The organism is bacterium (genome assembly GCA_024228115.1).
GTDB lineage: Bacteria > Myxococcota_A > UBA9160 > UBA9160 > UBA6930.
On record JAAETT010000220.1, the window covers coordinates 1 to 4,246 of the forward strand.

Sequence of the window (4,246 nt, forward strand, 5' to 3'; positions counted from 1 at the left end):
GACACTACCTCGCGGCTCTCGATCGCGAACTCGACACCGATCCGACCGACACCGATTCGCCGTTCTGACGAGAAACCAGCACTCGCGCGCGACCACGGCTAGATGATCAGATTTCTACGGTTTCTCGTGATCGCCAACACTCAGAGAAGATCAACAGCGGACGGGACATCCCCACACGGCGAGAACCGATTGGCTGCGGGGGACGCAGTGCTTAGCATGACAACACTTCCGCCTTTGGTCGATACAAGGGACTAGTCCCATATCACGGCCGCCGGCCTGTTCAGCGATGGGCGCTTCTCGGTTCCCCCTAAAGGTCTCCCCCAAGAAGCTGATCGCCATCCGGCTTGCACCGTGCTGCACGGGAGGACGAGAAAGGGCTGCGACGGATGCAGCTCTCAAGAAGCAGAAACCAAGGAGACATCCAATGCCTACGAAGACAACCTCACGCAAGACCACCCAGGTTCGGCCGAGCCCGAACGGCCCCAACTTCATCGTCTACCAGGTCATCGACCGTGGCGACGAACAGAAGGCCATCTGGCGCGCTGTCGGCTCCGGCTGGATGCACAACGACGGCAACGGAATCCAGGTCCGCCTCGATTCCTTCCCCGTCGGCGGCGTGGTGACGCTACGTACACCGCTACCGCCCAAGAGCGAGTCCTAAACCGACTCACTCTCGCTCGGGGGCTTCGGCTCCCGGGCCTTCCTCTCCTTGAGATACGGTTGGCCCTTCGCCCCGGATCCACTCCAGACCACGATTCCCGGACGAGAAGTAGTCTAGTCGTGCCCCCTCCATTGGTGCTGTCCAGGGAGAGGGGAATTTACCCCGCCCGGGATTGCTCGATCGGGCTGGTCACGTCCGCATGAAGCACACACCAAGACCGAGGCGCCGGACTGCTAGCCAGGCCGGACGATGACGCACCACACGTTACTGCCTCTTACCCCCGCGAACCGGGCCTTCACTTCTGGGTCAGCGGCTATGGGCGTGCTTCGAACCCGCATAGCCCCCTTGACTCGGGATGGGAGCTACTTCCGATTCCGTAGGAGTTCACCCTCGTGACATCCCAAGCTTGCTCCGAACGAGGCGCTACTTGTCGGTGCCCCGCCGGATCACAAGCCAGAGTGCCTACGCATTGGTGGCTCTACCAGTTGCTTCTCCGGTGCCGCTCGCGGCGGCAGGCTGGGAAACTGTGTTGTAGCGCTCGTCGATCTGGGTTTTGATCCAAGACAGGACGCTGGCGCGTCTCACGGAAGCCGGGACGTTGTCCCCGCTCGCCCAAAGCGCAACAACCCCTTCCGGGGTCTCGAACTCCACGCCGATCTCCTTGTAGGTCACCCCAAAACGCAGGACCTCGGAAATTGCACTAGGAAAAACGGCTTGTGACGGATCGCCATCCTTAAGCAATTCCTCAATGTTTTTGAGGTACTTAGCCGCCTCTCCTGCACTAGCAAGACATGACACGTTGTAGTCTCCAACGAATACCGGCAACCGGGTCCCCTCCCTTTCGGATGTCGAGGCCCAATCTTGAGCGCCGACGTCCATGTCCGCGATTTATGATACCCTACGCAGCTCTCGGCTGCCGTGGTTCCGCCGCAAGCCCGATCCGTTCCATCAGCAAGAAAACCAGCCGCCCTGATGCCCCCGGACACACCCCAATACAGCGTGGAAGCGGCAACCGAGCCGCTCCAGCTCATCGATTTCTGGAATGCGAACCGAACAGACTTGACATCCGCTCGGCCGGACAGCCAGTTGTTTAAAGCCTGCGAGTTCAAGCAGGGATTCATCTTTCGGGAATGTACATCGGGTGAGATTCATGGTTGCGGAGCCGTCTTCCAATACCTCGCCGGGCACTACCACGAAGCCGGATTGGCTCGTATTTCTGACGAGCTTGGCGGCTACGGCAAAGCGGAATGGGGCTTCACGCTCCACGAGTTCCTTCACCGATACCGTGCATTGAGCAGCTTTGCGAGCAATCAGTACCTCACGCGGTATTTCGGAATCGTAGACAGCAAGAACGACAACAACTGGGGAAAGCTCCTTGATATGGGGTTTCGTCAGTGGCCAAGTGAGCCCCCGCCCCTCTTGGTCGACGAACGCAACCATGTTCTTTCGCGCGTCAGGAACGATGACCAGACTGAACCGCTTGCGGAGGAAGACCGCAAAAAAATCTGGCTTGTCCTAGAGAAAGACCAAGTCCCAGCACTCGCGGATCAACTGCTGAAACTTCTGAAGCTTGGTTCCCGCTGCGACGAGAACCGCAAAGGATTGAGATTCAAGCTCTCCCGATACAAGTGCAAACGAGATGAAGCCGGACACTTCGTTCGTGACGAGAACGGTCACACTATTCGAGTTAAGCCGGCGCAGCGGGAAGAAATGATTCTGCACGTGAATCTTCGCCTCTTGACTGAAGAACGCGAACTCCTTGATACGATCGCCGGAGACACCTGGGAGCGCGTTCCCTAGCTGGCGAGCCGTTCGCGAACGTAGCGGATAACGCTCTTGCGCCGTACAGCGACCGGCGTGTTGTCGCCGCTCTCCCAGAGCCGCACGACGCCGACCGGGGTCTCAAAAGCGGCAGCAACATCATCACGACACACACCTTGAGCGAAGGCCGCTGACAGGAGCCGCTGGAACTCCGGGCAATCGTTTCCGTCGTACCCTTCCGACTCGCATTGGAACCTCTGTGCGAGTGAAGGTTTCTCGCGAGATGATGGGGGTTCTCGGCTGCCCATCGCTAGGCGTCCCCTTCCGAGTCACCCAAGTCGAGCGAATCGAGATCCTTGAATTCGTGTTCCATCTTGGCCTCTACCGGTTAGTCTCGTGGTCTAAGCGGAAGGCTTGAACTGCGAGCAGTTCAATATCGCGCCTACACCGGCACACCGCCTAGCATCTCCAACTCTGTTTTCTCTATCACGATTCTCCAGGCCCCGCAAACAACTTTTCTGCCTTACATCGGAAAGGTCTCGCAGATCACGGCCTGCGATGCCACCGCCTCCTACGTCTTGGCCATGGTCTTCCTCGGCGATCCTCGCGCAGCTGTGGCGGTCGAGTTTCTCGACCACGTGGTGGTGGTGCACTTCGAGGGCGCCGCATGGCGGCCCGCCCGGTCCATGCGATCCGCTCTCGAGGATCTTTCGCTCGATCAACTGTTCGTCGTTCATCCTGGCGCCGATGTGTTCCCTCTTGCGGAAAACGTCCAGGCGGTCGGCGCAAATGTCCTTCTCGATGTACTCGCGACCCTCGAACCGAACCGGAGTTCGTAGACGCGCGTCCGGCAGCTTGGACTTCCCCCGGTCTTCTCCTTCGGCGGCTCTCTCCTTGGTCCCGGTCCTCTTCCTTGCGCGATGCACCCGCCACATCCGCCCTTTCCTGCCCCTATTCCCTTGGCACGGCCGCCGGACTGTTCAGCGATGGGCGCTTCTCGGTTCCCCCTGAAGGTCTCCCCCAACAAGCTGATCGCCGTCCGGCTCAATCCGCGCTGCACGGGAGGGCGAGAAAGGGCTGCGACGGATGCAGCTCTCAAGAAACAGAAACCAAGGAGACATCCAATGCCTACGAAAACAACCTCACGCAAGACCACCCAGGCTCAGCCGAGCCCCAACGGCCCCGACTTCATCGCCTACCAGGTCATTGACCGTGGCGACGAACAGAAGGCCATCTGGCGCGCCGTCGGCTCTGCGTGGATGCACAACGACGGCAACGGAATCCAGGTCCGCCTCGATTCCTTCCCCGTCGGCGGCGTGGTGACGCTACGCGTGCCCCTGCCGAAGGACCGGAACGAGGCCTAGCCCCGACCTCGCCCGGGGGCTTCGGCTCCCGGGCGTTGCATCTTGCCCCGTTTCGGCCACCCACGAGCGGATTGGTGATACCATCGCCGGCAGGGCCAGCCGAGGTAAGGGCGTACCGACCAGACAACCCAGGGTTCGGAGTCTACGCAAGATGAAGATCGCAGCTTTCAACGTCGAGAATCTCTTCGATCGCGCCAAGGTCTTCAACGAGTCCGCCGAGGGCGAGGCCAGCCGCGTTATCGATGCTGTGGCGGAGCTCAACGGCCTCTTCGAGCTGAGTGCCTATGGAGCAGCGCACAAACAGCGGATGATCGAACTCGTGGGGATGTCCCAGAACCGGTTGATTTTCTGAGAGTTTGAGAGCGGCGGCTCCTTCACCCTCCGTGTATTACGGAGGGGGTCACTACACCAAGAAGGAACCGCCACCATGACCAAGCATGCCAAGAAGTCCGATCATCTC

At 59.9% G+C, this 4,246-nt stretch carries 6 protein-coding genes; 5 read left to right on the forward strand and 1 reads right to left on the reverse strand.

What is annotated here, in order from left to right:
- Positions 1–424: 424 nt before the first annotated feature.
- Entirely contained in the window at positions 425–661 is a 237-nt protein-coding gene (locus GY937_10210) for a hypothetical protein (protein ID MCP5057083.1), read from the forward strand.
- Positions 662–1,123: 462 nt separating this feature from the next.
- On the opposite strand, the gene GY937_10215 is transcribed toward GY937_10210, so the two are convergent.
- Positions 1,124–1,540: a hypothetical protein gene (locus GY937_10215; GenBank protein ID MCP5057084.1), complete on the reverse strand. Its 417-nt coding sequence runs from the start codon at positions 1,538–1,540 to the stop codon at positions 1,124–1,126.
- Positions 1,541–1,660: 120 nt separating this feature from the next.
- On the opposite strand from GY937_10215, the gene GY937_10220 reads away from it, so the two are divergent.
- The 4 genes from GY937_10220 (at position 1,661) to GY937_10235 (ending at position 4,138) form a co-directional block, all read left to right on the forward strand.
- Positions 1,661–2,461, forward strand: coding sequence for a hypothetical protein (locus tag GY937_10220; protein ID MCP5057085.1), 801 nt, complete (start codon positions 1,661–1,663; stop codon positions 2,459–2,461).
- A 545-nt stretch (positions 2,462–3,006) separates the two neighbouring features.
- Positions 3,007–3,261, forward strand: coding sequence for a hypothetical protein (locus tag GY937_10225; GenBank protein MCP5057086.1), 255 nt, complete (start codon positions 3,007–3,009; stop codon positions 3,259–3,261).
- A gap of 285 nt (positions 3,262–3,546) precedes the next feature.
- Positions 3,547–3,786: a hypothetical protein gene (locus GY937_10230; protein ID MCP5057087.1), complete on the forward strand. Its 240-nt coding sequence runs from the start codon at positions 3,547–3,549 to the stop codon at positions 3,784–3,786.
- A gap of 151 nt (positions 3,787–3,937) precedes the next feature.
- Positions 3,938–4,138: a hypothetical protein gene (locus GY937_10235; protein ID MCP5057088.1), complete on the forward strand. Its 201-nt coding sequence runs from the start codon at positions 3,938–3,940 to the stop codon at positions 4,136–4,138.
- Positions 4,139–4,246: the final 108 nt, after the last annotated feature.

Excerpts from the sequence above, each read along its gene's own strand:
- GY937_10210 (MCP5057083.1), top strand. The coding sequence starts at position 425 with ATGCCTACGAAGACAACCTCACGCAAGACCACCCAGGTTCGGCCGAGC.
- GY937_10215 (MCP5057084.1), bottom strand. The coding sequence starts at position 1,540 with ATGGACGTCGGCGCTCAAGATTGGGCCTCGACATCCGAAAGGGAGGGG.
- GY937_10225 (MCP5057086.1), top strand. The coding sequence starts at position 3,007 with ATGGTCTTCCTCGGCGATCCTCGCGCAGCTGTGGCGGTCGAGTTTCTC.
- GY937_10230 (MCP5057087.1), top strand. The coding sequence starts at position 3,547 with ATGCCTACGAAAACAACCTCACGCAAGACCACCCAGGCTCAGCCGAGC.
- GY937_10235 (MCP5057088.1), top strand. The coding sequence starts at position 3,938 with ATGAAGATCGCAGCTTTCAACGTCGAGAATCTCTTCGATCGCGCCAAG.